This window comes from Falsirhodobacter sp. alg1, from assembly GCF_000739715.2.
Classification (GTDB): Bacteria; Pseudomonadota; Alphaproteobacteria; order Rhodobacterales; family Rhodobacteraceae; genus Falsirhodobacter.
In genome coordinates, this window is sequence record NZ_BBJC02000003.1 from 68,237 (window position 1) to 92,129 (window position 23,893).

The window sequence follows — 23,893 nt, forward strand, 5'->3', positions numbered from 1 at the left end:
CCTCCAAGAGGCGCTCGCAGAACGGTTATCGGGAACAACCCGGGCAGGTTCTGCGTCTTGTTGGCAGAAAGGATACGCCGATGGGACTTTCGAAGACGATCTGGACGACACCGGCCGAGTATATTCGGACGTTGCAGCCCGAGGCCCCCGTTTTGTTCTTTTCCCCCTCCGTTTTGCAGGCGACAGCACGTCGCTTCATCGACGGTTTTCCGGGAATGGTAACCTATGCGGTGAAATCGAACCCCGAAGAGGTCGTGGTGGAGAACCTCGCCGCCGCTGGTGTGCGTGGCTTCGACGTGGCCTCTCCGTTCGAGATGCGGATGATCCGCCGTCTCGTGCCCGATGCAGCCCTGCATTACAACAACCCCGTTCGCGCCGTTTCGGAAATCCGGACGGCAGTGGAACTGGGTGTGAAAAGCTATTCCGTTGATTCGGAATCGGAGCTTGCAAAGCTGATCGCCCATGTCCCGTCCGAGGGATGCGAGATTTCGGTACGCTTCAAGCTGCCGGTCGCGGGGGCTGCCTATAACTTCGGGGCCAAATTCGGAGCGACTGTCGAATTGGCGACGGTGTTGCTGGCGCGTGCGGCGGCGGCGGGCTTTGTTCCTTCCATTACCTTCCACCCCGGCACGCAATGCACCGATCCGTCGGCCTGGGAGACATATATCAGCACGGCGGCACAGATTGCGGCCGACGCCGGTGTGACCATCTCGCGCCTGAACGTCGGGGGCGGGTTCCCGAACCATCGCCTGAATGCAGTGTTGCCTGACCTTGAGGCGATCTTCGATCTGATCGACCGCACCGCCAGCGAGGCCTTCGGTGCGAACCGCCCGCAACTGGTCTGCGAGCCAGGGCGCGGCCTTTGTGGCGATGCCTTTACATTGGCGGCGCGGGTCAAGGCGGTTCGTGACGGGCAGCATGTATTTCTGAACGACGGCATCTATGGCGCCTTGGCCGAGATCCCGTTGATCGGGGTGATCGACCGGGTCGAGGTCATGACACCGGCAGGGGCCCTGCGCGAGGATGAGCGGACGGACCGTATCATCTTCGGACCGACCTGCGATTCCGTTGATCGCCTGCCGGGAGAGTTGCCGCTGTCCGTTTCCGTCGAGGAGGGTGATTTCGTCCTGTTCGAGGGGATGGGAGCCTATTCGACCGTGACCAACACGCGCTTCAACGGCTTTGGCGAACTGTCCATGGCTACGGTTCTGTCGCTGAAGCTTTGACAGGCGTGCATTGACGCTGACTGTCGCCTCTGGCACTTCGGGGGCGACAGACAGGACAACGCATATGAACCTCTTTTCCGAACTGCACACCGTTGTGACCGAGGCTATTGCCGCGATGCAGGCATCGGGCGATCTTCCGCATGGCCTTGACCTTGGCAATGTCGCGGTGGAGCCGCCACGTGATCCCGCGCATGGCGATATGGCCACAAATGCCGCGATGGTGCTGGCCAAACCCGCGAAACTCCCCCCCCGCAAGATTGCCGAAGGCCTTGCTGCCCGTTTGCAGGATGATACGCGTATCGCCTCGGTCGAGGTTGCTGGCCCCGGGTTCCTGAACCTGCGTCTGGCTGACGGCGTCTGGCAGCAGATGGTCGGGGCAATCCTTTCGCAGGGTGATGATTTCGGTCGCAGCCCCATGGGGCAGGGCAAACGTGTGAACGTGGAGTTCGTGTCGGCCAACCCGACCGGGCCGATGCATGTGGGCCATACGCGTGGCGCGGTCGTGGGTGATGCCATCGCAAGCCTTCTGGATTTCGCGGGCTGGGACGTGACGCGCGAATACTACATCAACGACGGCGGTGCGCAGGTCGATGTCCTAGCACGCTCGGCCTATGAGCGGTACCGTGAGGCGAACGGGCAGGAACCGGAGATCGCCGAAGGGCTGTATCCCGGTGATTACCTGATCGAGGTGGGGGAAGCCCTGAAGTCGCAATACGGCGACCGCTTTCTTGATAAGCCGGAGGCCGAATGGCTGGAGATTTTCCGCGACTTCTCCATGACGCGGATGATGGAAATGATCCGCACCGACCTGGCCGCCCTGAACGTGAAGATGGATGTCTATTCCAGTGAAAAGGCCCTTTACGGTACCGGCCTGATCGAAGGCGCCCTGCAGCGTCTGCGCGATCTGGACCTGATCTATGAAGGCGTGCTGGAGCCGCCAAAAGGCAAGCTGCTGGAAGACTGGGAGCCGCGCGAACAGATGCTGTTCCGCTCTACGGCGCATGGCGACGACATGGATCGCCCCGTACAGAAATCCGATGGGGCATGGACCTATTTCGCCCCGGATATCGCCTATCACTACGACAAGGTGGAGCGCGGCTTCGATCTGCTGATCGACATCTTCGGCGCGGACCACGGCGGCTATGTCAAACGGATGAAGGCGGCCGTCTCGGCCCTGTCCGAAGGGCGCGTGCCGCTGGACATCAAGCTGGTGCAGCTGGTCAAGCTGTTCAAGAATGGCGAACCTTTCAAGATGTCCAAGCGGGCAGGGACGTTCGTTACCCTGCGTGATGTGGTCGATCTGGTGGGGGCGGATGTGACCCGCTTTGTCATGCTGACGCGCAAGAACGATGCGCCGCTCGATTTCGATTTCGACAAGGTGCTGGAGCAGTCGAAGGACAATCCGGTATTCTATGTCCAATACGCGAATGCCCGGATCAATTCCGTCCTGCGCAAATCCGTGGAAGCCGGCGTGGCGGTGGACGATCTGACACTGGCCGCGATCGATTTCGACGGGCTGAACCATCCGGCAGAGCTGGCATTGATCAAGAAACTGGGCGAATGGCCACGCCTGGTCGAGATTGCGGCCCGCGCGAACGAGCCGCACCGGATCGCGTTCTACTTGTACGAGCTGGCCTCCGAGTTCCACGGGCTGTGGAATCGCGGCAATGATGAGCCGTCATTGCGGTTTGTTCAGGCGGATCAGACGCAGGCACAGGCGAAAATCGGTCTGGCACGGGCAACGGGCGTTGTGATTTCCAACGGATTGGGTATCCTTGGGGTTACGCCGGTCCAAGAAATGCGCTGACAAGGCCACAACCGGCGAAATACGGGCAAGAGCGCGGCGGATCAACGTCGCTATGGGGCAGTGTAGGCATGGCTGAGGTGGACTTCGACGAATTCGGAGCTGCGGATTATAATACGCGGCGTGGTGTGCATATGCAGCGCATCATCAATGTTGCGGGTGCGGTCAGTTCGGTCGCACTGGTGGCAACGCTGGCGTGGTGGGGCTATCACACCACCGTTCGTGATGTGCGTGGCATTCCTGTCGTCAAGGCGCTGGAAGGCCCGATGCGTGTCGCCCCCGATGATCCGGGCGGTGTGATTGCTGCAAATCAGGGTCTGTCGGTCAATGAAATTGCGGCGACCGGCACCTCCGGTGATTTTCCCGACGAATTGCGCCTGGCCCCGGGCGCTGCCGAGCTTGATCTGGGCGATGGCCCCGGCCTTGACGGTGTCGAGGCCTCTCCCGAGGTTATGGCTGCGATTGCCGAAGCCTCCGGTGTGGCGGGTTCGGTAACCCTACCTGCGAAATTGCCGTCATCCGACCCGCTTTCGGCAGGGCCGGATACGGATGAGGAGGGGCTTGCCCAGACCGTTACCGGTGATCCGATCGACGAGATCTCTGTGCCGGCACCGTCGATCGACCCCACGCTGATTCCGCCGGAATTGATGCATGCCGAGGTGGTGCCACCAGCGCCCGCAGGTGCCGTAACGCGGTCGCCCCGTCCGCCGCTTCGGTCGGGCCGTCTGGCGTCCGCAACACCCGCCGCTGCCAGCGCGCCGGCCCCCGTCACACATGAGGCTGCCTCCTCCACCCTGCCCAAGGGGGCAAACCTTGTGCAGCTGGGTGCCTTTGACAACGAAGATCAGGTCCGTACCGAATGGGCTCGCCTGTCCGCGAAATTCGGCAGCCTGATCACGGACAAGACGCTGGTCGTGCAGAAAGCGGTCAGCAATGGTCGTACCTTCTACCGCCTTCGTGCGGCTGGTTTCGAGGACGCATCTGATTCGCGTCGTTTCTGTTCGGCAATGCTGGCTGAAAACGCGGCCTGCATTCCAACCGTGAACCCATGACGGTGGGGCGCGGCGCGACCATCTTCGGATGCGACGGGCCGGAACTGGGAGAGTGGGAGCGGGCGTTCTTTCGGGATGCCGATCCGTTCGGCTTCATCCTGTTCGGCCGCAATGTGGAAACCCCGGATCAACTGCGCCGCCTGACGGCGCAATTGCGTGAGGCTGTCGGACGGGACGCCCCTGTTCTGGTGGATCAGGAAGGCGGACGCGTCCAGCGTCTTCGCAGCCCGCATTGGCACGAACATCTGCCTGCGCTGGATATGGTCGCCCGTGCCGTAAATCCGCTGCGCGCGATGGAATTGCGCTCTACCCTCATTGCTGCAGAACTGCGGGCGGTGGGGATCGATGCCAATTGCGCGCCGGTGGCCGATATCGCGGGCCCCGACACCCACCCGTTTCTGCGCAACCGTTGCTATGGCACGGATGCAGCGGGCGTGGCTGCGCTGGCCCGTGTTGCCGCCGATGCGCATCTGGCGCAGGGTGTTCTGCCGGTCATCAAACATATGCCCGGGCACGGTCGTGCTACAGCCGACAGCCACAAGCATCTGCCACGGGTAACCGCCGCAGCCGACGAATTGGCGCAGAATGATTTTGCGCCCTTCAAGGCGCTGGCCGATGTGCCGATGGCGATGACCGCCCATATCGTGTACGAAGCGCTGGATGATCGCCCCGCCACATGCTCTATCGTTATGATCGATATCATCCGCAACCAGATCGGCTTTGACGGTCTGCTGATGACCGACGATATCGAAATGGAGGCGCTTTCGGGGTCCGTCGCCGAGCGGGCTGCTGCCTCGATCCTGTCGGGATGCGATGTGGTCCTGCACTGCAATGGCCCGCATGAGGCGCGAATCGCGGTTGCCACATCGGCAGGGACGATGACGCCCGATGCGCTGCGCCGCGCAAGGGTCGCATTGGATGCCCGCCGTGCGCCTGCGCCGATCGATGTGGCCCTGCTGCATTCGGAACTTGCGGCGCTGCTGAACGCATAGGCCCGGTGGATGGAGCAGCATACGCAGAACCGCCTCGCAGCCGAGGCGCTGATTGTGGACGTGGAGGGATTCGAGGGGCCGCTTGATATGCTTCTGTCCCTTTCGCGAACGCAAAAGGTGGATCTGCGCCGCATTTCCATCAGCGAGCTGGCCAATCAATACCTGATGTTCGTGGAACGTGCCGCCGAGCTGCGGATTGAACTGGCGGCAGATTATCTCGTGATGGCGGCATGGCTCGCCTATCTCAAATCACGTCTGCTGCTGCCCGTTGACCCTGAGGATCACGGCCCTTCTGCCGAGGATATGGCCGCCCATCTGGCATTTCAGCTGGAGCGTTTGCAGGCCATGCGCGATGCCGCCGCGCAGCTGATGGCACGTGACCAGCTAGGGCGCGATATCTTTGCCCGGGGAGAGCCGGAGCATCTGGTCGCCAACAGGAGGGTGACCCATACGGCCAGCCTGATCGATCTGATGCGGGCCTATGCGCGAACCCGGACCCGCGACGAATTCCGCCCGTTCGTGATGGACCGCAAGAATATCTTCACGATGGAAGAAGCGCTGGAGCGGATGCGGGGCATGTTGAACTATTTCGGGGCATGGACCGATCTGAACGAACATCTGCCCGAAGGGTGGGGGCTGCACCCGGCGCGTCGCCGTTCGGCCACTGCTGCACATTTTGCGGCCGTGCTGGAAATGGCCAAGCGCGGGCAGATTGAACTGAGGCAGGGGGAAACCTTTGCGCCCATCCAGATACGGAAACGCGGATGACCCATTTTGCCCCCCCGACGATGGCCGAGCAGGAGCGGATGGTCGAAGCGATGCTGTTTGCGGCGGCCGCGCCGCTGTCGGTTGCCGAGATGGGCGCGCGGATGCCCCAGGGATCGGACCCTGCCGAGGCACTGGCTGCCGTACGTCGCACCTATGCCGGGCGCGGGGTGGCCGTGGTGCGGGTAGGGGATGCCTGGGCGTTCAGAACCGCGCCGGATCTGGCCTTTCTGATGCAGCGCGAGGTTGTTGAAACCCGAAAGCTGTCACGGGCGGCCATCGAGACGCTGGCGATCATCGCCTATCACCAGCCAGCAACCCGGGCCGAGATCGAGGAGATCAGGGGCGTGGCCGTCAGCCGTGGAACTATTGACCAGTTGATGGAATTGGAGTGGATACGGCTGGGGCGGCGGCGTATGACTCCGGGACGGCCGGTGACATTTGTGGTAACGGATGTGTTTCTGGACCACTTCGGACTTGAGAATGCGCGGGATCTTCCCGGATTGAACGAACTGCGGGCGGCTGGCCTGCTGGAGAACCGGCCCGCGCCCGATGCCGCGGATCAGATCGGACCGGACGAAGAAGACGCCGGTCAGGCAGAACTTTTTGAGGAGTGACGGCATGATGCGCATGATATTCAGGCTATTGATGGCCATCGGGCTGGGTAAATTGATCAACAAGGGGATCAATCACGTGTCCACCGGCGGCAAATCCAACAGCGAAATGACCCCTGCCGAGCGGGCCAAGGCTGCAAAGACGCGGGCCACAGTCAAACGTGCCCGTCAGGCTGCACGCATCAGCCGCAAGTTCCGTTAACGGAAATGCTTTGATAGCTTGAGGCCTTGGCCCTGGTAATTCGAAGCCAGCTCCTGCCCGTATAGAACGTCGGGCGGAGCCGCCATGCGTTCATAGACAAGGCGCCCGACAATCTGGCCATGCTCCAGTACAAAGGGGGCTTCGTGGCAGCGCACCTCCAGCACGCCCCGCGATCCGCGTGCCGCACCATAGCCGAAACCCGGATCGAAGAACCCTGCGTAATGGACGCGGAATTCACCCACCATCGCCAGATAGGGCGCCATTTCTGCGGCATGGTCCGGTGGAATGGAAACCGCTTCGCGGCTGACCAGAATGTAGAATGCGCCGGGATCGAGGATGATGCGTCCATCGCTTGCGTGAACATCTTCCCAGAAGTCGGCAGCCGGATAATGCCCGAGACGGGCCAGATCGATCACGCCGGTATGTGGCTTGGCGCGGTATCCCACGTGGCCCTGCGGCAGCCGCAGATCAACAGAGAAGCCAAGGCCATCCGAGATGACCGCAGGGCCATCCACCAGCGGCTCGGCCCTGTGCAGGGCCTTCAGCGTCGTATCATCCAGTACCGCCTGACCACGCCGTAACCGAAGCTGGTTCAGGCGCATTCCGGGGCGGACCAGAACGGAAAAGCTGCGGGGGCACACCTCGGCAAACAGCGGTCCGTGGTAGCCTGCCGGAATCCGGTCGAACTCCACACCGCCATCGGTGATTGTGCGGGTCAGCAGATCAAGACGACCGGTCGAACTTTTGGCATTGGCCACCCCTGTAACATCATCGGGCAGGGCCAGCGTTTCCATCAGGGGAATCACATAGACGCAGCCCTTTTCCAGCACGGCGCCTTCTGCCAGATCGATCCGGTGCATCTCGAACTCGGTAATCCGGTCGGTAACGGCACGGCCGCTGCCTGCCAGAAAGCTGGCCCGTACGCGATAGGCGACCGATCCAAGACGCAGATCAAGGCTGGCTGGTTGTACCTGATCGGGCAGGATGGGTGGATTTGCGGAAAGAATGCCACGATCGGCAAAGTCCCGCAGCGCCTGTGAAGGAAGTACCCCGGTCACGATCCCATACCCCTGTTAGCACGAAAGCCGCCCGCAATTACGGACGGCTTTCGGTGATGGTCGGGCCGGCGAGATTCGAACTCGCGGCCTTCCGTCCCCCAGACGGACGCGCTAACCAGGCTGCGCCACGGCCCGACACAGGCGCGATACATAATGATATTCGCGGCAGGAGCAAGCCGAAACCACATCAATTTGCGGACTAAGTTCAGGAATTCATGCGTTGACGCAATTCGACCAGTTGCAGGACCAACGGCCGCAGCATTTCAGGATCGATTTGGGCAGGGTCAATCTGCTGAAGTCGGGTCAGCAGGGCAGGCGTTTCGGCCTGCGGGGCAGGCTCTTTCAGGCGTTCGGCCCGCAGACGGGCCAGATTCGCATCCTGAACCCCCAGCGGGGGCGGAGGGGCCTCATCCGCGGTGGTGTCGATATCCGTCGGCGTCGCCGCAAAAAATTCCGCATCAGAAGGCGCATCATCTGTACTGGGGGTAAATGTCCAGCCCACAAGCGCCGGATCGACATGTGTGGCCGGGCGGCGGGGAAAGGCATGCACTTCGGCAGTGTGAACCTCATCCTCGGGCTCCAGCTCGATATAGCCGGCCTCTTCGCGGCGGCCATGTTCGGCCACATGGCGCACGCCCTGTTCCTTGAGGATCTTCTGCACGCCGCGGATTGTCATCCCGTCCTCATGCAAAAGGCGGCGAATTCCGCTTAGCAGGGCTACGTCGGACGGGCGATAATACCGGCGCCCGCCGGCACGTTTTACGGGTTTGATCTGTAGAAACCGGCTTTCCCAGAAGCGCAACACATGAGCTGGCGTCTGAAGGATGTCGGCCACCTCGCTGATGGTGCGGAAGGCATCGGCCGATTTATCCATAGAATCCTCGCGTTACTTTTTTGTCCCTGCGGCAACGCGATCCTTCATCAGATGCGATGGCCGAAAGGTCAACACCCGGCGGGGTGTGATCGGGACTTCGTCGCCGGTCTTGGGGTTGCGCCCCATACGAGCGGATTTGTCGCGGATGGAAAAGGTGCCGAAGCTCGAAATCTTCACCTGATCGCCAGCAACAAGCGCATCCGACACATGCTGCAGAACGCTTTCGACCAGCTGTGAGGATTCTGCGCGGGACAAGCCCACCTCGCGGAATACCGCTTCACCAAGATCCATACGTGTCAGTGTATTACCGGTCATTTGCCACCCCCTGATCCCTGAAAGGATGGGGTCGCATCATGGCCAAGTCAATATTCCTGATAGAATATCCTTTTACCACCGAATCACGACCGAGCCCCATGCGAGCCCGCCTCCGATTGCCTCGGTCACCACCAGATCACCGGTTTTGATCTGTCCGCGGGCCTTGCCCACCGACAAAGCCAATGGAATTGATGCAGCCGAGGTGTTGCCGTGGTCCTGAACCGTGACCACGACCTTATCCATCGACAGTCCCATCTTCTGGGCTGTTGCACTTATGATACGCAAATTTGCCTGATGGGGGACGACCCAATCGACATCGGCCGCACTGAGGCCCGCCTTTTCCAAAGCGGCATGTGCAGTCTTGGCCAACTTTTCTACAGCATGACGGAAAACCTCGCGCCCCTGCATCCGCAGGTGGCCGGTCATGCCCGTGGCGGTGCCGCCATCGACATACAGCAGATCGCGAAAACGCCCGTCGCTGTTCAGATCGCTGGCAAGGATACCACGCTCACCTTCCTCGGCCTCCAGCACCAAGGCACCAGCGCCATCGCCGAACAGAACCGAAGTAGCGCGGTCATCCCAGTCCATCAGGCGGGAGAAGGTTTCTGCGCCGATGACCAGCACACGATTTGCCTGACCAGAACGGATCAGCGCATCGGCATTGGTCAGCGCATATACGAATCCCGCACAGACCGCCTGCACATCAAAGGCAAACCCGCGTTCCATGCCCAAGGCTGCCTGAATGGTGGTGGCAGCCGAAGGAAACGTGAAATCGGGGGTGGAGGTGGCGACGATCACCGCGTCGATATCGCCGGGTGTCAGGCCCGCATCGGCCAGTGCGGCCTGTGCTGCAAGTGTGCCGATATCACAGGTCGTCTGCCCCTCGGCCACGAAATGGCGGCGTTCGATGCCCGAGCGGGTACGAATCCATTCATCCGTTGTTTCTATGCGGGCTTCGAATTCAGAATTGGGAACGACACGATCAGGCAGATAATGCCCGACGCCCTTCACAACGGCGCGCAATGTCATTCAGCGGTTCCGTCTTTTGTTGGTTGTAGCGTATCCTGCCCCGTTCCGATGGCAGAGGCAACCCGAAGGGCCAGACGCTCGGCAAAGTCGGATTGTGCGAGCTGGAACGCCAGCTTGATTGCGGCGGAAACCCCGGTGGCATCCGCAGAGCCGTGGGATTTCACGATTGTTCCATTCAGGCCCAGAAAGACACCGCCATTGACCCGGCGCGGATCAATCCGTTTCTGCAGCTTGCGCAACGAAGCCAATGCCAGCAGCGCCCCGACTTTCGACAGAAGGGAAGAGCGGAACGAATCATTCAGGAAATCGGAAACGAGCTTGGCCGTTCCTTCGCCGGTTTTCAGGGCGATATTCCCGGTAAAGCCATCGGTCACGATCACATCGCAACGGTTGCCCGGAATGTCGCCACCCTCGACAAAGCCCACGAATTTATAGCCGCCGGTTTCGGCATTGGCGGCCATCATCTCGTAGGCTTCGCGAATTTCCGTGCGGCCCTTGTGCTCTTCGGTGCCGACGTTCAGCAGGCCGACGCGGGGGCTTTGCAGGTCCATGCCGTTGCGGGCATAGGAGGCGCCCATCAGGGCGTATTGCAGCAGATCCTCGGCATCGGCGCGCACATCGGCCCCGACATCGAGCATGACGTTGAAGCCGCCGGGATTCCGCGACGGCCACAGACAGCCGATTGCCGGTCGGTTCACGCCGGGAATCTTGCGCAGACGCAGCATTGAAACCGCCATCAGCGCACCGGTATTGCCACAGGATACGGCGGCGCTCGCCTCACCCTCACGGACCGAATCTATGGCTGACCACATGGATGTGCCCTGACCGTTCCGCATAACCTGGCTGGGTTTGTCGTTCATCGTCACGACGCGCGGCGCGTGCCGGATGACGCAGCGACCCTGCAGAATCTTGTGCTGCAGGACCAGCTTCGCCAATGCGTCCTCATCCCCGTGCAGGATGAACCCGATATCGGGATTGCGGTCCGCAGACGCGACAAGACCGGCTACAACAGCAGCCGGTCCCTGATCGCCGCCCATAGCGTCGACCGAAATGACGATTTTACGCCCTGTTACAGAAACCGGAGTATTCAGTTCGGATGACATGGCGGATAAAATCGGCGCGCGGGCTTATGCCGCGTCGTCGTCCAGATCGACCTCGGAGGTCGTGGCAATGACTTCACGCGCGTCATAGTGGCCACATGCGCCACAAACGTGGTGAGGGCGCTTCAGTTCGCCACAGTTCGAGCATTCGCCCGGGTTCGACGCAACAAGGGCGTCATGCGAGCGACGCATGTTGCGACGGGATTTGGTAACGCGATTCTGCGGGACAGCCATGGTCTCGACCTCAATCTGATGAGGGGACGGGGCCCCTGTTGCTACTTCGAATCCGGCACGCCCCGAACCGATCGGGTGCCCGGATCGCACTATTCAATGAGGCGCGGAACATAGCCGAATTTTGCGGCTGCGCAAGTCCCTTCCTCAAGGGGGCCTAAGTGCCACCGTTCATCTTGTCTTTCAAGGCCTGAAGGCCGGAGAATGGACGAAGATCTGCATCCGACAGCGCTTCGACGCCATCTTCTGCATGAATTGCCTCTCCCAGCACCGCTCCGGGGGCCCTTGGATAGGGTGGAAGGGCCAGGACCAGCTCCTCGACTGCAACGGCTGCGACGTCGATTTCATCCTCCAGCGGCTCGAGTGAGTCGTCTTCGGGGATCTCGACCTCTTCTTCGCTGGGTTTGGCCATGTCGGGGGTGTAGCGGCGGGTGATCTGCTGGTCGATCTGGGCAGGCACCGGCGCAAGCGTGACCACGCAAGATTGATCGGCCCGTGCAACGAGCCGCGCATTCAGCCGGAAATCACCCCGACCTTCGGCCTTGATCTCCCCCTCCATCGTCAATGCGGACAGGGAAATAAGCCCCAGTTCGACGGCAAGAGCCTTGCGCTGCTCGGGGGTTGTCTCCAGCCGGAAGCGTTGCGGTTTCCGGGTCGGCAAAGCACCTGTGCGGTACTTAAGGGTCATCGGTTCATTGGTCATCGTGTGATCCTTTCTTGAACAGGAGCATGACCTTCTGTTAAGCCATGGGTCGATATGGGCCCATGGCCCGCATGGCAAGGGGTATGCATGGCCTGGGCAGGACAAAAGACAGCTTTGGTGATGCGTGGAGCGGGTATGGCCCTGTTACTCACCACTGTCGTGGCCTGTGGGCCAATTTACCGCAACCACGGTTACGTTCCGATGGAGCATGATCTGGAGCAGGTCCAGATCGGTGCAAGCCGCGACACGGTCGCCAAGGCGGTCGGTCGCCCTTCGGCCACGGCCCTGCTGACCGACCGTGAGTGGTACTATGTCCAGAGCCGTTTCAAGTCCTTCGGGCTGTACAACCGCGAGATCGGGCGTGAAGTCGTGGCCATCAGCTTCGATGGTCAGGATCATGTGACCAACGTCGAACGGTTCGGCATGGACAAGGGGCGTATCGTACCCCTGTCCCGCCGTGTGACCGAAAGCGGCGTGGAAGGCAGCACCTTCCTGCGGCAGCTGTTCGGCTCCGTCGGCCGTATTCGGACCGATCAGGTGATCGACAACTGATCCGCGGTCACTCCTTCGGCTGGAATGCAAGCGCAACGCCATTGATGCAGTAACGAAGCCCTGTCGGCTGCGGACCGTCGGGGAATACATGGCCAAGGTGGGCCTGACAGGCTTCGCAATGCACCTCGATGCGTTCCATTCCATGGGAATGGTCGCGAGACATGCCGATCGATTCGTCATTGCCGGTGTAGAAGGCAGGCCAGCCGCAATGGCTTTCGTATTTCATTTCCTGTTCGAACAGGGGGGCCCCACAGCACACACAGGTGAATGTCCCGGGTTCGGTCGGCAGGTTTTCATGGCTGCCGGGACGTTCGGTTCCGTGCTGGCGGGTGACTCGATATTGCTCATCCGTAAGCTGTTCGCGCCATTCTGCGTCGGATTTGACGATTTTATCAGCCATAACACTCTCCTTCAGGGTGTAGGGTCGCACCGCGGGTTGTTCGTGCGGCGTATCACGGCAATATTTAGGAACGGAGGCGGGAATCGCCAAGGAGTTGCGGGATGCGGACGCTGACACGGGGGCGCTACAGGGTCAGACTGGCTGCCGGAGCGGCAGATTTGGCGCGTGCCCGTGCCCTGAGGACGCTGGCCTTCCGCCTGAACGTGCAGGACGGCGATGCATTTGACGACAGTTGCCTGCACGTGCTGGTGGAGGATGCCGATGATCTGGTCGCCTGCTACCGGCTGCTGCTGCTGACCCCTGACGAGATCGAGCAGAGCTATTCCGCGCAGTTCTACGATCTTTCGGCCTTGCGGCGGTTTCATGGCCCGATGATCGAAATGGGCCGCTTCTGCATCCATCCGGCGCGGCGGGATCCGAATATCGTGCGTGTTGCCTGGGGCGGGGTTGCCGCTGCGGTGGATGAGGCAGGGGCCGCAATGCTCTTTGGCTGTTCTTCGTTCTACGGGACAGAGCCTGCCCCCTACGAGGATGCCTTTGCCCTGCTGCGGCAGGCCCATCTGGCCCCCGCGGAATGGCAGCCGACGGTAAAGGCCCCCGATGTCTTCCGCTATGCCGAGACAGACCGCGACCCGAACCTGCAAAAGGCCATGCGGGGCATGCCGCCACTGTTGCGCAGCTATCTGTTGATGGGGGGGTGGGTGTCCGACCATGCGGTCGTGGATTCGCACATGAACACGCTGCATGTTTTTACCGGGCTGGAAATTGCGGCCATTCCGCCCGCCCGCGCGCAACTGCTGCGGGCCATCGCGAATTAGAGCCCGACCATCCGGCGGATATCGGCCGGTGTCGCCCCTTCGGCACGATAGGTCGCGATGGCACGCGCATCATCCCGCTTTGCCAGCCGTTTGCCATGATCGTCACGGATCAGGCGGTGGTGGAAATATGTCACGGGAGGCAGGCCCAGAAGCCGTCCGAGCAAGTGGTGGATCGGGGTTGCCGCTGCCAGATCCGCGCCGCGTACGGCCTCTGTCACGCGCTGTGCGGCATCATCTACCACCACCGCCAGATGATAGGCCGCCCCCATTCCACGCCGGGCAAGGATCACGTCCCCGATTTCATCCGTAGCGATTGCCAGTTCCGACCCGGCAATCGCCACTGCTTTGGCAATATCCAGTCGGGTCGTGTCCTGCGGGCCTGCATCGGCCCATGGGCGCCCGCGACAGGTTCCGGGATAGATGATGCCATCCGGCCCCATCGCGCCTTCCTGCGGGGCGGACAGTGCGGCCCGGATATCGGCCCGACTGCATTTGCAGGGGTACGTCAGCCCCATTGCCGCCAGTTTTTCCAGTGCAGCATCATAGGCCGGCAGGCGGTCCGACTGGCGCATGACGGGTTCCGGCCATGACAGGCCCAACCATGCCAGATCGTCGTAGATCTGCGCTTCCCATTCGGGGCGGGCGCGGGATTGGTCAAGATCCTCTATCCGCAACAGTGCGGTGCCGCCAGCCTTGGCGGCGCGGTCCCAGGCGGTCAGGGCGGAAAAGGCATGGCCCAGATGCAGCGGCCCCGTCGGGGACGGGGCAAAGCGCGTTACATATCCAGCCATGCCCTGAACGAGTCCTTGGCGCGGTCGGTATAGGCCTTGTAGCGGTCCTTGCGGCCGCGACGCCCACCCTTGGCATCGATCGGGGGAAACAGCCCGAAATTCACGTTCATCGGCTGGAAGGTTTTTGCCTCGGCCCCGCCGGTGATATGCGTGATCAGCGCGCCGGTCGCGGTATCGGGCGAAGGGGGCGGCAGATCACGGCCAAGAATTTCGGCAGCAGCCATGCGGCCCGCCAGCAGACCCATTGCCGCACTCTCCACATATCCCTCCACGCCCGTGACCTGACCGGCAAAGCGCAGGTTGGGCCGGGCGCGCAGCCGCATCCGGTCATCCAGAAAGGTAGGGGAATTCAGGAAGGTGTTCCGGTGAATGCCGCCCAGACGGGCAAAGCTTGCGTTTTCCAGCCCCGGAATCATGCGGAACACTTCGGTCTGCGCACCGTGCTTCATCTTGGTCTGAAAGCCCACGATATTATAAAGCGTACCCAACTTGTTGTCGCGGCGCAGCTGTACCACGGCATAGGGTTTCACATTGGGGTTATGCGGATTGGTCAGGCCGATGGGCTTCATCGGGCCGAACCGGGGAGTCTCGGGGCCGCGTTCCGCCATTACCTCGATCGGCAGGCAGCCATCGAAATAGCCCGCTGTTTCACCCTCATGGAATTCGGCCTTATCCGCAGCCATCATCGCCTCGATGAAGGCCATATACTGGTCCTTGTCCATCGGGCAGTTCACATAGGCTGTCCGCTCGTCTTCGGTTTCGCCCTTGTCGTAGCGGGATTGCCGCCACGCGATGTTCATGTCGATACTGTCGGCATAGACAATGGGGGCGATCGCGTCGAAGAACGCGAGGCTTTCGGCACCCGTCACGCCACGAATGGCCTCGGCCAGCGCCGGAGAGGTCAGCGGGCCTGTCGCGAAAATCCATTTGCCGCTGTCGGGCAGGCCCACGACCTCCCCCTCTTCCACACGAATGCGCGGATGGGCGCGAAGCCGCGCGGTTACCGCCTCGGCAAAGGGATCCCTGTCCACGGCCAGGGCACCGCCCGCCGGAATGCGGTGGGCCTTGGCCATCTCCATGATAAGGCCCCCCGCTGCCTGCATTTCCCAATGCAGCAGGCCGACGGCATTATGCTCGCTGTCATCCGACCTGAACGAGTTCGAGCAGACCATTTCGGCAAAGCTGGCCGTCCGGTGGGCGAAGGTGCCGATCTGCGGGCGCATTTCGTGCAGCACCACATCCACGCCCATCTGCGCGGCCTGCCATGCAGCCTCGGACCCGGCCATTCCGCCGCCAACGATATGTAGTTTTTCTGTCATGGTAATGCCGGAGGGGCCGTTCAGGCCTCCTCCGTCCCTTCGTCAATGGCGTCATCGCCCTGATCTGCAATGCGTGCAACCGAGACGACATGTTCCCCCGCCGCCGTGTTGAACACGCGCACACCACCGGCCGAGCGCGAGCGGAAGCTGATGCCGTCAACCGGAACACGGATGGATTGGCCGGTCGATGTCGCCAGCATGATCTGGTCATCCAGCGCCACGGGGAAGGAGGCGACCAGCGCACCGCCGCGCATGGCATTGTCCACCGCCCGCACACCGATACCGCCACGGCCGCGCACAGGATAGGCATGGCTGGACGACAGCTTGCCCGATCCATTGGCCGTGATGGTCAGCAGCAGTTCCTCGGCCGCCTTCATCTCTTCGTAACGCTCGTTGCTGAGGCTGCCTTCGGCCGCTTCCTCATCATCGGTCTCGCCGTCATCAACAGCCCCCAGGGCCGCGCGGCGCATTTTCAGATAGGCAGCGCGTTCGGCGGGATCGGCCTCGAAGTGGCGAATGACGGACATGGAAACCACGCTGTCATCGTCATTGAGGCGGATACCCCGCACACCGGTGGAATCGCGCCCCTTGAACACGCGGACATCGGTGGTCGGGAAGCGGATCGCCCGCCCGCTGGCCGTGAACATCATCACGTCATCCAGCTCGCTCGTGACGCGAACGTTCACAAGGCTGGTGCCTTCGGGCAGCTTCATCGCGATCTTACCGTTGCGCATGACATTGGTGAAATCCGACAGGGCATTGCGGCGCACTTCGCCTTCGCTGGTCGCGAAGACAAGCTGCAGCGATTCCCACTCTTCCTCCGGCTCGTCGATCTTCAACAGGGCCGCTATGGAAATGCCGGGCTGGATTGGCAGGATATTCACCATCGCCTTGCCGCGCGCCTGACGGCTGGCAAGGGGCAGGCGCCATGTCTTCAGCTTGTAGACCATGCCGTCGGTCGTGAAGAACAGCAGCTGCGCGTGCGTATTGGCCACGAACAGCGTGGTCACGACATCGTCTTCCTTGGTGGCCATTGAGGACAGCCCCTTGCCGCCGCGACGCTGGCTGCGGAAATCGTTCAACGGGGTCCGTTTGATATATCCGCCAGAGGTGATGGTCACAACCATATCCTCCCGCTCGATCAGATCCTCGTCTTCCATGTCGCCGGACCAGTCGAGGATCTCGGTGCGACGCGGAACGGCGAACAGCGCCTTCACTTCGCGCAATTCATCAGAGATGATTGCCATGATCCGTTCACGGGAGCCAAGGATCTCCAGATAGTCGCGGATCTTGGCTGCCAGTTCCTGCAGTTCGTCCGTCACTTCCTTGACGCCCATCGCCGTCAGGCGCTGAAGGCGGAGTTCAAGGATTGCACGAGCCTGCGTTTCCGACAGGTTGTATGTGCCGTCGTCATTCATCTTGTGTGATGGATCGTCGATCAGGCGGATATAGGGCGCGATATCCTTGGCCGGCCAGCGCCGCGTCATCAGCTTTTCACGCGCTTCTGCCGGATCGTTGGACGCGCGGATCGTGGCGACAATCTCGTCCACATTGGATACGGCCACGGCCAGGCCGCAGAGAACATGGCTCCGCTCGCGGGCCTTGTTCAGTTCGAACGCGGTGCGGCGGGCAACCACATCCTCACGGAAGGTGATGAAGTGGGTCAGGAAATCGCGCAGCATCAGCTGTTCGGGGCGACCCCCGTTCAATGCCAGCATGTTGCAGCCGAACGAGGTCTGCATCGGCGTGAAGCGGTACAGCTGGTTCAGGACGACTTCGGGAGTGGCATCGCGCTTCAGCTCGATCACCACACGAACGCCGACCCGGTCGGATTCGTCGGCAACACCGGAAATCCCCTCGATCCGTTTCTCACGAACCATTTCGGCAATCTTCTCGATCATCGACGATTTGTTCACCTGATAGGGAATCTCGTCGATGACGATGGCATAACGGTCCTTGCGGACCTCTTCGACCCGCGTCTTGCTGCGGATGATGACCGAACCGCGGCCTTCCAGATAGGCCTTGCGCGCACCGGACCGACCGAGGATCTGCGCCCCTGTCGGGAAATCCGGCGCAGGAATGATTTCCATCAGCGCCTCGGTGGACATATCGGGGTTCTCGATCAGCGCCAGCGTGCCATCGATCACCTCACCCAGATTGTGGGGCGGAATATTGGTGGCCATGCCGACCGCGATACCACCGGCCCCGTTGACCAGCATGTTCGGGAACCGAGCGGGCAGAACCGTGGGCTCACGGTCCTTGCCGTCGTAGTTATCCTGAAAATCGACGGTATCCTTGTCGATGTCGGCCAGAAGGAAGGCTGCGGCCTTGTCCATCCGCACTTCGGTATAACGCATCGCGGCCGCATTATCGCCGTCCATGGAGCCGAAGTTGCCCTGACCGTCCAGCAGCTTGAGCGACATTGAGAAGGGCTGTGCCATCCGCACCAGCGCATCATAGATCGCGCTGTCGCCATGGGGGTGGTATTTCCCCATGGTATCCCCGACCGGACGCGCCGACTTGCGATAGGATTTGTCCGAGGTGTTGCCGGATTCGTTCATCGCATGCAGGATGCGGCGGTGAACAGGCTTCAGACCGTCCCGCAGGTCGGGAATTGCCCGGCTGACGATCACGCTCATCGCGTAATCGAGATAGGAGGTACGCATCTCTTCGGTGATGGAAACCTGCGACTGGATCGGTGCGCTGTTCGGGGTTTCGTTGTCACTATCGGGGATATCGGTCACGAGGCGCGCCTTCTGGTCAGTTCTTGACCCCGACTATAACCGCACGGTCCCGTCGGGGCAATGGAGTGGGGCATCAGAAGCTGCGGGTCGGGCGGTCAAATACCTTGCGGCCCATCAACGAGGCGACAAGATCGACCATCACCTTGGCCGTACGCCCGCGTTCATCCAGAAACGGGTTCAACTCGACCAGATCCAGAGAGGTCACCAGACGGGATTCGTGCAGCAGCTCCATGACCAGATGGGCCTCGCGGAACGTGGCGCCGCCCGGAACGGTGGTGCCCACGGCGGGGGCTACCGAAGGGTCCAGGAAATCCACATCCAGCGAGACATGCAGCATCCCGTTCGCGGATTTCACCCGGTCCAGAAACGCACGCAGGGGGGCCGCGATGCCGTATTCATCCAGCACGCGCATATCGTTGATCTCGATCTCATGATCCAGAAGCGCAGCATGTTCCGCCGGATCGACCGACCGGATGCCGAACATGCAGATGTTCTGCGGCGGCAGGGGGGCNGGAAAGGGGGGGAAAGCCTCAAACCCGTCGCGCCCGACGATATAGGCCACCGGCGTGCCATGCAGGTTGCCGGAAACGGTCGTATCCGGTGTGTGGAAATCGGAATGGGCATCCAGCCACAGCAGGAACAGCGGCCGTCCGGCCCCCCGGGCGTGCGAGGCCGCCCCGGCCACGCTGCCAAGCGCCAACGAATGGTCACCCCCCATCACGATCGGAAACCGGCCATCGGCAAGCGTGGTCTGCACCGAGGCGGACAGGGCCTCGGTCCAGCCGATCGTTTCGGCCAGATGGTGGACGGCAGGGTTCGAGGAGGTCGCATCACGCAGGGCGGGAAGGGCCACATCGCCCCGATCCTCTACGGTGTGCCCAAGGGCAGTCAGGGCGCTGCCGATCCCCGCCACACGATAGGCGGCAGGCCCCATGAGGCAGCCTTGGCGCTGCTGGCCGCTATCGATCGGTGCGCCGATCAGGGTGCAGGATATTGTCATGGCGTCCCTCGTTGCTTTGCGGCGCCAGCCTAGCAGGCCAGACGGCCATGGCCAGCCCAAGACGCTTCAAACTCGTCCTCAACGGGCCTATGGTCCGGGCAACGCAGCTGTAAAGGGCCACGCTATGATTACGGAACTCGGCCATTTCACGTTGATATTGGCGTTATTCGTGGCCGTGGTGCAATCCATCCTGCCAATGGTCGGGGCCCACAAAGGCTGGTCAGGATGGATGGCGGTGGCCGAACCCGCGGCCAAAATCCAGCTGGTTCTGGTCGGTTTTGCCTTTGCCGCCCTGATGCACGCCTTTGTGACATCGGATTTTTCTGTCCGTCTGGTGGTCGAGAATTCGCATACGGCAAAGCCGCTGCTGTACAAGATATCGGGCGTCTGGGGAAACCATGAAGGATCGTTGCTGCTCTGGGTGCTGATCCTGTCCCTATACGGGGCAATGGTTGCATGGTTCGGGGGCAATCTGCCGGTCCGGCTGCGGGCGCGGGTCTTGTCCCTTCAGGGCATGATCGGGGTGGCCTTCATGCTGTTCATGCTGCTGACCTCCAATCCGTTTCTGCGGCTGGGGGATCCGCCGTTCAACGGGGCCGATCTGAACCCGCTGCTGCAGGACCCGGGCCTCGCATTCCACCCGCCGTTCCTGTACCTCGGCTATGTCGGAATGAGCATGTCGTTCTGCTTTGCCGTCGCCGCGCTCATAGAGGGGCGTGTAGATGCGGCATGGGCGCGCTGGGTGCGTCCGTGGACGCTGGCGGCTTGGCTGTTCCTGACCATCGGTATCGCCCTTGGTTCGTGGTGGGCGTATTACGAGCTGGGCTGGGGCGGGTTCTGGTTCTGGGACCCGGTCGAAAACGCGTCCTTCATGCCGTGGCTGATCGGCGCTGCCCTGCTGCATTCCGCCATTGTCGTTGAAAAGAGGGAGGCGCTGAAGGCCTGGACCGTGCTTCTTGCCATCCTTGCCTTCGGGTTTTCGCTGATCGGTACATTCATCGTCCGTTCAGGGGTGATAACCTCGGTCCATGCCTTTGCGAACGATCCGGAGCGGGGGGTATTCATCCTGCTGATCCTCGGGGTGTTCATGGGTGGATCGCTGAGCCTGTTCGCCCTGCGCGCCAGTGCCCTGGAAGCGAGGGGCATATTCGCGGCCATCAGCCGCGAGAGTGGCCTCGTTCTGAACAATCTGCTGCTGACGGTGTCCTGCTTTGTCGTGTTTCTGGGAACGATCTGGCCCTTGCTGGCCGAAATCCTTTGGGGGCGCACCTTGTCCGTTGGTGCCCCGTTCTTCAACGCGGCCTTTACGCCATTCATGATCGCGGTTGCCATTGCGCTGCCTGTCGGAGGGCTGATCCCGTGGAAACGTGCCAAACTGGGTCGCGCGATCTGGATGCTTCGCGGCGCGCTGACGTTGGCGATCAGCATAGCCGCCCTTGTCTGGGCCATGCAGACCGGCCGGTCGATATTGGGTCCCCTCGGGTGCGCGCTGGCCGCCTGGATCGTGGCCGGTGTGCTGGTAGAGCTGTGGCAGCGCGGAGGGCGTGGAACGCTGCGCGCGCGCCTTGGCCGGATAGGCCATCTGCCGCGTGGAGATTGGGGCAAAGCGGTGGCGCACGCAGGATTCGGGGTGACCATTTTCGGTGTCTGTGCGGTTCTTGCCTGGCAATCCGAAGATATCCGTGTGCTGCGCACCGGCGAGAGCTATGACATCGGTCCTTATTCCATAACGCTGGATGCGGTGCATGAGGGGCAGGGGCAGAACTACCTGACCACCATTGCGGATATGCGCGTTGCAAAGGCGGGAAAGCAGATTGCCGTTCTGCACCCTGAAAAACGCTTCTATCCGGTGGCAAGGATGCCCACGACCGAGGCCGCGATCGACTATGGTATCACCCGCGATCTCTATCTGGTCATCGGCGATCCGCAGGATGATGGCGGTTACGCCGTGCGCAGCTATATCAAGCCCTTTGCAAACTGGATCTGGGGCGGGGCCATCCTGATGGCGCTGGGCGGAGTGGTCAGCCTGACCGACCGGCGGTACCGTATGGCCGCTGGCGCCGTGAGGGCGGCAGGATGAAAGGTATTTTCTGTGCCGTGGCCCTGTCCCTGCTTGCATGGCCCGTATTTGCAGTGCAGCCGGATGAAATTCTGGCCGATCCGGCGTTGGAGGCGCGCGCCCGGCAGATCAGCCAGGGGCTTCGCTGCCCCGTATGCCGCAATGAAAACATTGATGACAGCAATGCCGGCATTGCCCGGGACTTGCGATTGCTGCTGCGGGAGCGGTTGGTGGCCGGCGACACGGATGAGGCCGCCGTGGACTATATCGTGGAACGCTATGGCGAATATGTACTGCTGCGCCCCCCCGCGCAGGGCACCACGATCGTGCTGTGGGCAGCAGGGCCGGGGCTTTTTCTGGTCGGGCTTCTGGGGGCAGGCATCTATCTTCGCCGTCGGCGGACAGCTGCGCCAGATGCCCCCCTGACCGAGGAAGAACGCCGCCGCCTCGCAGAGCTGACGGCGCGCGATTAACGCGATGGTGTCGGAGTTGCCTCGCGCTTGGACCGCAGCAGGATCAAGGCCCCCAGCAAGGCGGATAGGCCCGAACCGGCCAGAACACCTATCTTCAGTTCATTCTGCAGCGCCACCTCGGAATACGACAGCAGGCCGATGAACAGGCTCATGGTGAAGCCGATGCCGCACAGCACGGTCACGCCATACACCTGACGCCATGTGGCATCGCGGGGGACATCGGCCCATCCGGCCTTGATGACAACCCAGACGGTCGAGAAAACGCCGACCTGCTTGCCGATGAACAGACCCGCCGCGATACCAAGGGGCAGGGGATCCAGAAGGTTGCCAAAGCTCATCCCCTCGAACGAGACGCCTGCATTGGCAAACCCGAAGATCGGCACGATCAGAAACGTGGTCCAGGGTGAAATCGCATGTTCCAGGCGGTTCAGCGGGGCTGTCATGTCATCGGGTGCCGCGGGGGATAGCGACAGCGGGATCGTCATCGCCAGCAGCACACCGGCCACGGTTGCATGGACCCCCGATTGCAACGTGAAGAACCAGAGCAGAGCGCCCAGCACCAGATAAGGGCCAAGCTTCATGACGCCGATCCTGTTCAGCGCCATCAACCCCGCAAAGCAGAGCGCCGCTGCGCCAAGCATCGTAAAATCCATGTCGGATGTATAGAAGATCGCGATGATGGCCACGGCACCCAGATCGTCGATGATCGCCAACGCGGCCAGAAACACCCGCAATGACACCGGAACACGCGGCCCCAGAAGGGCGAGCACCCCGAGAGCGAAGGCGATATCAGTGGCAGAGGGAATGGCCCATCCCCTTGGATGCCCCAAATCCCCGGCCGCCAGATTGACGCCTACGAAAATCAGGGCGGGCACGATCATCCCGCCCAATGCCGCAGCCCCCGGCAGAATGCGACGCGGCCAGGAGGCAAGCTGCCCGTCCAGCATTTCGCGTTTGATTTCCAGCCCGACGTTCAGAAAGAAGATCGCCATCAGCGCATCATTGATCCATTCCAGAACCGGAAGCGGCCCCAGATGGTAATGCAGCGCCGCGACGTAATCCTCGCCAAGCGCGGAATTCGCCACGATCAGGGCCGCAGCCGATGCCACGATCAGCACAACCCCCCCTGCCGTGGAAGAGTTGAGGAAATCACGGAACATCGAGGCGGGGCGTGGCAACTTACTGATCATCCCGCACTTCTACGCGCCTCGGGCTAGGCCCGCAACGCCCGTTCGCGCGATCTCGGCCAGACCCAGCGGGCGCATCAGATCGGCGAAAGCATCGATCTTCTCGGCAGTGCCGGTCATCTCGAAGACAAAGCTTTCCAGCGTGGAATCCACGACATTCGCACGGAAAATCTCGGCCAGGCGCAATGCCTCGATGCGGGCGTCACCTTTGCCTGCCACCTTGAACAGGGCCAATTCGCGCTGGACGGACGGGCCTTCGATGGTCAGATCCCGCACCTCGTGCACGGGAACAAGGCGGCCAAGCTGGGCTTTGATCTGTTCGATCACCCGCGCGGTTCCCGTGGTGACGATGGTGATCCGCGAACGATGCCCCGCGTGATCCACTTCGGCCACGGTCAGGCTTTCGATGTTGTAGCCGCGGCCGGCGAACAGGCCGATGACCCGCGCCAGAACACCGCTTTCGTTGTCGACCATGATGGCCAGCGTGTGGCTTTCGATGATTTCGCCGTTCGGGTCACGCAGATCATAGGCCGAATGGCTGGAGGATCCGTGTTTGATATTGAGCGCCATGACTGTCCCTTATCC

At 61.8% G+C, this 23,893-nt stretch carries 25 protein-coding genes and 1 tRNA gene; 11 read left to right on the plus strand and 15 right to left on the minus strand.

The features are described from left to right. The first annotated feature begins 80 nt into the window (after positions 1–80). From TR36_RS06775 to TR36_RS06805, 7 genes are all read left to right on the plus strand, one after another. On the plus strand, positions 81–1,226 hold the full coding sequence (locus TR36_RS06775) for a type III PLP-dependent enzyme (protein ID WP_062762803.1): 1,146 nt from the start codon (positions 81–83) through the stop codon (positions 1,224–1,226). A 64-nt stretch (positions 1,227–1,290) separates the two neighbouring features. Continuing rightward, positions 1,291–3,033 carry an arginine--tRNA ligase gene (gene argS, locus TR36_RS06780; RefSeq protein WP_045390757.1) on the plus strand — a complete coding sequence of 581 codons (1,743 nt, stop codon included), beginning with the start codon at positions 1,291–1,293 and terminating at the stop codon, positions 3,031–3,033. Between the two features lie 68 nt (positions 3,034–3,101). Further along, entirely contained in the window at positions 3,102–4,082 is a 981-nt protein-coding gene (locus TR36_RS06785) for an SPOR domain-containing protein (RefSeq protein ID WP_045390754.1), read from the plus strand. Then, a complete protein-coding gene (nagZ, locus tag TR36_RS06790; protein ID WP_045390751.1) occupies positions 4,079–5,074 on the plus strand; it encodes a beta-N-acetylhexosaminidase in 996 nt (331 codons plus the stop codon). The genes TR36_RS06785 and nagZ overlap by 4 nt, the downstream gene beginning before the upstream one ends. 9 nt (positions 5,075–5,083) lie before the next feature. Beyond that, positions 5,084–5,842: a ScpA family protein gene (locus TR36_RS06795; protein ID WP_045390748.1), complete on the plus strand. Its 759-nt coding sequence runs from the start codon at positions 5,084–5,086 to the stop codon at positions 5,840–5,842. Then, a complete protein-coding gene (gene scpB, locus TR36_RS06800; protein ID WP_045390745.1) occupies positions 5,839–6,456 on the plus strand; it encodes an SMC-Scp complex subunit ScpB in 618 nt (205 codons plus the stop codon). Before TR36_RS06795 ends, scpB begins: the two co-directional genes overlap by 4 nt. A gap of 4 nt (positions 6,457–6,460) precedes the next feature. Continuing rightward, on the plus strand, positions 6,461–6,655 hold the full coding sequence (locus TR36_RS06805) for a hypothetical protein (protein ID WP_045390742.1): 195 nt from the start codon (positions 6,461–6,463) through the stop codon (positions 6,653–6,655). Here the strand turns inward: TR36_RS06805 and TR36_RS06810 are convergent. The 8 genes from TR36_RS06810 to TR36_RS06845 form a co-directional block, all read right to left on the minus strand. After that, positions 6,652–7,713 (minus strand): 2'-deoxycytidine 5'-triphosphate deaminase, encoded by a 1,062-nt coding sequence (locus tag TR36_RS06810; RefSeq protein WP_045390739.1) that lies wholly within the window; start codon positions 7,711–7,713, stop codon positions 6,652–6,654. The genes TR36_RS06805 and TR36_RS06810 overlap by 4 nt on opposite strands. Before the next feature lie 57 nt (positions 7,714–7,770). Further along, positions 7,771–7,848 (minus strand) — tRNA-Pro (locus tag TR36_RS06815). 70 nt (positions 7,849–7,918) lie between these two features. Beyond that, on the minus strand, positions 7,919–8,587 hold the full coding sequence (locus TR36_RS16025; RefSeq protein WP_082714878.1) for a MerR family transcriptional regulator: 669 nt from the start codon (positions 8,585–8,587) through the stop codon (positions 7,919–7,921). A gap of 12 nt (positions 8,588–8,599) precedes the next feature. Continuing rightward, a complete protein-coding gene (gene ihfA / locus TR36_RS06825) occupies positions 8,600–8,902 on the minus strand; it encodes an integration host factor subunit alpha (protein ID WP_045390736.1) in 303 nt (100 codons plus the stop codon). 72 nt (positions 8,903–8,974) lie between these two features. After that, positions 8,975–9,931, minus strand: a complete 957-nt coding sequence (locus TR36_RS06830; RefSeq protein WP_062762806.1) for a beta-ketoacyl-ACP synthase III — start codon at positions 9,929–9,931, stop codon at positions 8,975–8,977. Next, positions 9,928–11,034 carry a phosphate acyltransferase PlsX gene (gene plsX, locus TR36_RS06835; RefSeq protein ID WP_045390733.1) on the minus strand — a complete coding sequence of 369 codons (1,107 nt, stop codon included), beginning with the start codon at positions 11,032–11,034 and terminating at the stop codon, positions 9,928–9,930. The genes TR36_RS06830 and plsX overlap by 4 nt, the downstream gene beginning before the upstream one ends. A 24-nt stretch (positions 11,035–11,058) precedes the next feature. Next, on the minus strand, positions 11,059–11,265 hold the full coding sequence (rpmF, locus tag TR36_RS06840) for a 50S ribosomal protein L32 (RefSeq protein WP_062762809.1): 207 nt from the start codon (positions 11,263–11,265) through the stop codon (positions 11,059–11,061). Between the two features lie 154 nt (positions 11,266–11,419). Beyond that, the gene (locus TR36_RS06845) at positions 11,420–11,965 is read right to left on the minus strand and encodes a DUF177 domain-containing protein (protein ID WP_052362599.1); all 546 of its coding nucleotides are present in this window, start codon (positions 11,963–11,965) and stop codon (positions 11,420–11,422) included. Between the two features lie 135 nt (positions 11,966–12,100). On the opposite strand from TR36_RS06845, the gene TR36_RS06850 reads away from it, so the two are divergent. Further along, a complete protein-coding gene (locus TR36_RS06850) occupies positions 12,101–12,517 on the plus strand; it encodes an outer membrane protein assembly factor BamE (RefSeq protein ID WP_052362598.1) in 417 nt (138 codons plus the stop codon). 7 nt (positions 12,518–12,524) lie between these two features. On the opposite strand, the gene msrB is transcribed toward TR36_RS06850, so the two are convergent. Further along, entirely contained in the window at positions 12,525–12,917 is a 393-nt protein-coding gene (msrB, locus tag TR36_RS06855; protein WP_045390727.1) for a peptide-methionine (R)-S-oxide reductase MsrB, read from the minus strand. A gap of 101 nt (positions 12,918–13,018) precedes the next feature. Between msrB and TR36_RS06860 the strand changes: the two genes are divergently transcribed. Continuing rightward, positions 13,019–13,735, plus strand: coding sequence for a GNAT family N-acetyltransferase (locus TR36_RS06860; protein WP_045390724.1), 717 nt, complete (start codon positions 13,019–13,021; stop codon positions 13,733–13,735). Here the strand turns inward: TR36_RS06860 and gluQRS are convergent. The 4 genes from gluQRS to rocF all read right to left on the minus strand — a co-directional run bounded on the left by gluQRS (position 13,732) and on the right by rocF (position 19,589). Then, positions 13,732–14,526, minus strand: a complete 795-nt coding sequence (gene gluQRS, locus TR36_RS06865) for a tRNA glutamyl-Q(34) synthetase GluQRS (RefSeq protein ID WP_045390721.1) — start codon at positions 14,524–14,526, stop codon at positions 13,732–13,734. The two genes, TR36_RS06860 and gluQRS, sit on opposite strands and share 4 nt — an antisense overlap. After that, positions 14,511–15,845 carry a methylenetetrahydrofolate--tRNA-(uracil(54)-C(5))-methyltransferase (FADH(2)-oxidizing) TrmFO gene (gene trmFO / locus TR36_RS06870; protein WP_045390718.1) on the minus strand — a complete coding sequence of 445 codons (1,335 nt, stop codon included), beginning with the start codon at positions 15,843–15,845 and terminating at the stop codon, positions 14,511–14,513. Before trmFO ends, gluQRS begins: the two co-directional genes overlap by 16 nt. 20 nt (positions 15,846–15,865) lie before the next feature. Continuing rightward, complete coding sequence (gene gyrA, locus TR36_RS06875; RefSeq protein WP_045390715.1) at positions 15,866–18,589, minus strand: DNA gyrase subunit A; 2,724 nt, start codon at positions 18,587–18,589, stop codon at positions 15,866–15,868. A 73-nt stretch (positions 18,590–18,662) separates the two neighbouring features. Beyond that, the gene (rocF, locus tag TR36_RS06880) at positions 18,663–19,589 is read right to left on the minus strand and encodes an arginase (RefSeq protein WP_062762812.1); all 927 of its coding nucleotides are present in this window, start codon (positions 19,587–19,589) and stop codon (positions 18,663–18,665) included. Between the two features lie 124 nt (positions 19,590–19,713). Here rocF and TR36_RS06885 point away from each other — a divergent pair, with 124 nt between their 5' ends. After that, entirely contained in the window at positions 19,714–21,669 is a 1,956-nt protein-coding gene (locus TR36_RS06885) for a heme lyase CcmF/NrfE family subunit (protein WP_045390708.1), read from the plus strand. Next, on the plus strand, positions 21,666–22,121 hold the full coding sequence (locus TR36_RS06890; RefSeq protein WP_045390703.1) for a cytochrome c-type biogenesis protein: 456 nt from the start codon (positions 21,666–21,668) through the stop codon (positions 22,119–22,121). Before TR36_RS06885 ends, TR36_RS06890 begins: the two co-directional genes overlap by 4 nt. On the opposite strand, the gene nhaA is transcribed toward TR36_RS06890, so the two are convergent. Both nhaA and ilvN read right to left on the minus strand, forming a co-directional pair. Further along, positions 22,118–23,311: a Na+/H+ antiporter NhaA gene (nhaA, locus tag TR36_RS06895; RefSeq protein WP_062762815.1), complete on the minus strand. Its 1,194-nt coding sequence runs from the start codon at positions 23,309–23,311 to the stop codon at positions 22,118–22,120. The two genes, TR36_RS06890 and nhaA, sit on opposite strands and share 4 nt — an antisense overlap. 9 nt (positions 23,312–23,320) lie before the next feature. Further along, positions 23,321–23,878, minus strand: coding sequence for an acetolactate synthase small subunit (ilvN, locus tag TR36_RS06900; protein ID WP_045390697.1), 558 nt, complete (start codon positions 23,876–23,878; stop codon positions 23,321–23,323). Positions 23,879–23,893 lie beyond the last annotated feature (15 nt).

What these genes read in the sequence shown, in the direction of transcription:
- TR36_RS06775 (WP_062762803.1), top strand. Translation starts at nt 81, where the DNA reads ATGGGACTTTCGAAGACGATCTGGACGACACCGGCCGAGTATATTCGG.
- nhaA (WP_062762815.1), bottom strand. Translation starts at nt 23,311, where the DNA reads ATGATCAGTAAGTTGCCACGCCCCGCCTCGATGTTCCGTGATTTCCTC.
- scpB (WP_045390745.1), top strand. Translation starts at nt 5,839, where the DNA reads ATGACCCATTTTGCCCCCCCGACGATGGCCGAGCAGGAGCGGATGGTC.
- nagZ (WP_045390751.1), top strand. Translation starts at nt 4,079, where the DNA reads ATGACGGTGGGGCGCGGCGCGACCATCTTCGGATGCGACGGGCCGGAA.
- msrB (WP_045390727.1), bottom strand. Translation starts at nt 12,917, where the DNA reads ATGGCTGATAAAATCGTCAAATCCGACGCAGAATGGCGCGAACAGCTT.
- TR36_RS06805 (WP_045390742.1), top strand. Translation starts at nt 6,461, where the DNA reads ATGATGCGCATGATATTCAGGCTATTGATGGCCATCGGGCTGGGTAAA.
- TR36_RS06795 (WP_045390748.1), top strand. Translation starts at nt 5,084, where the DNA reads ATGGAGCAGCATACGCAGAACCGCCTCGCAGCCGAGGCGCTGATTGTG.
- ihfA (WP_045390736.1), bottom strand. Translation starts at nt 8,902, where the DNA reads ATGACCGGTAATACACTGACACGTATGGATCTTGGTGAAGCGGTATTC.
- gluQRS (WP_045390721.1), bottom strand. Translation starts at nt 14,526, where the DNA reads ATGGCTGGATATGTAACGCGCTTTGCCCCGTCCCCGACGGGGCCGCTG.
- rpmF (WP_062762809.1), bottom strand. Translation starts at nt 11,265, where the DNA reads ATGGCTGTCCCGCAGAATCGCGTTACCAAATCCCGTCGCAACATGCGT.
- TR36_RS06785 (WP_045390754.1), top strand. Translation starts at nt 3,102, where the DNA reads ATGGCTGAGGTGGACTTCGACGAATTCGGAGCTGCGGATTATAATACG.
- ilvN (WP_045390697.1), bottom strand. Translation starts at nt 23,878, where the DNA reads ATGGCGCTCAATATCAAACACGGATCCTCCAGCCATTCGGCCTATGAT.
- TR36_RS16025 (WP_082714878.1), bottom strand. Translation starts at nt 8,587, where the DNA reads ATGGATAAATCGGCCGATGCCTTCCGCACCATCAGCGAGGTGGCCGAC.
- TR36_RS06845 (WP_052362599.1), bottom strand. Translation starts at nt 11,965, where the DNA reads ATGACCAATGAACCGATGACCCTTAAGTACCGCACAGGTGCTTTGCCG.
- TR36_RS06850 (WP_052362598.1), top strand. Translation starts at nt 12,101, where the DNA reads ATGGCCCTGTTACTCACCACTGTCGTGGCCTGTGGGCCAATTTACCGC.
- TR36_RS06885 (WP_045390708.1), top strand. Translation starts at nt 19,714, where the DNA reads ATGATTACGGAACTCGGCCATTTCACGTTGATATTGGCGTTATTCGTG.
- argS (WP_045390757.1), top strand. Translation starts at nt 1,291, where the DNA reads ATGAACCTCTTTTCCGAACTGCACACCGTTGTGACCGAGGCTATTGCC.
- TR36_RS06830 (WP_062762806.1), bottom strand. Translation starts at nt 9,931, where the DNA reads ATGACATTGCGCGCCGTTGTGAAGGGCGTCGGGCATTATCTGCCTGAT.
- plsX (WP_045390733.1), bottom strand. Translation starts at nt 11,034, where the DNA reads ATGTCATCCGAACTGAATACTCCGGTTTCTGTAACAGGGCGTAAAATC.
- TR36_RS06860 (WP_045390724.1), top strand. Translation starts at nt 13,019, where the DNA reads ATGCGGACGCTGACACGGGGGCGCTACAGGGTCAGACTGGCTGCCGGA.
- trmFO (WP_045390718.1), bottom strand. Translation starts at nt 15,845, where the DNA reads ATGACAGAAAAACTACATATCGTTGGCGGCGGAATGGCCGGGTCCGAG.
- TR36_RS06890 (WP_045390703.1), top strand. Translation starts at nt 21,666, where the DNA reads ATGAAAGGTATTTTCTGTGCCGTGGCCCTGTCCCTGCTTGCATGGCCC.